This is a genomic window from Kitasatospora sp. NPDC058162, assembly GCF_042884005.1.
GTDB lineage: Bacteria > Actinomycetota > Actinomycetes > Streptomycetales > Streptomycetaceae > Kitasatospora.
Map to the genome: position 1 here is coordinate 1 of NZ_JBHVUS010000094.1, position 1213 is coordinate 1213.

The following is a 1213-nucleotide window of genomic DNA, read 5'->3' on the forward strand; positions in this document are numbered from 1 at the left end:
GGTTATCTCCATAATAATTCAACTGTTTTTGTATCATGCACTTTAGATCGCCATCACGGTTATCACCAATTAATGTTTCATCTAATGGCATTTTTACTGTTCCTTTTCTGGTTAAACACGTTTCGACAACATCCTTAATTGCTCTTTCATATGCCAATACCAATGTTTGAGCATCCTCGTCAGTATACAATCCAGTATCATATATGATGTCAAATTCAAGTTGCCCATTTAAAACAGCCCCATTTAGAGACAATCCCATTCCTGATGAATTTTTTTCTGACATACTTCTTCCTAATGGCATTCCCGACATGGATATTCCTTCAATTCTGTCTATCTCGTTATCCAATTCTCCAAGATAATTGAATGTTATTGCTGCGCTCATCTCAAGTCCGCTATGCTCACCAAGATATCTCAAAACTCCATATCCAATTCCATGATTAGGGACCTGTTTCAATGTTTGTTTTGTCTCCAAAATGCTTTCTTCAACAGTATCTTTTGTCTCCAAAATAATAGGATATACACTTGTAAACCAACCAACTGTACGATCGATGGCGATCTCTCTATCTATTGTCTCTCTCCCGTGACCTTCCATTTCTATGGTTAGGTACTTAGAGTTTCTCCATTCTTTTACTGCAATGGTCAGCGATGCCAGTAACAAGTCGTTTATTTCTGTTTTATATGTCTTTCCAGCTTCGAGCAACAGCTTTTTCGTCGTTTCAGATTACACTTTCACTACTTTATTTTTATATTGACCACTTGCTGTTTGTGTACTCTTGAATGTCTCAGTACTATTTGATTTATCCGATATATTTTTCCAGTATGCTATTTCATCTGAAAGCACTTCACTCTTAGCATATTGTGTTAAAGCATTCGCCCATTCCTTGTACGAAGCCGTTTTCATTGGCAGCGTGATTTTACCTGTCTCTTGTATTTGTCGATATCCACTAAATAAATCCTCCAGCAGAATTCTCCATGATACACCGTCTATGACCAGATGATGTACACAAATTAGTAAATGATCTCCACTGTCTGAATGGAACAGCCCTACTTTTACTAAAGGCCCGGTGGCTAGGTCTATGCTTGCCTGTAATTTATCGCTGGCATACTCTATCTCTTTCGATACATCTTGCACTTTTGTATAATCTTTTTCATACCAATCATATAGCTTGCTTTCCTCTGTAGACAGCGTGATTTGACGTTGTCCGTCATATAC

1 pseudogene is annotated in these 1213 nt (G+C 37.7%); it reads right to left on the reverse strand.

Annotated features, from left to right (window positions below):
- Positions 1-1192: pseudogene (locus ACFVXG_RS46155) on the reverse strand (condensation domain-containing protein); the annotation flags it as partial.
- Positions 1193-1213: the final 21 nt, after the last annotated feature.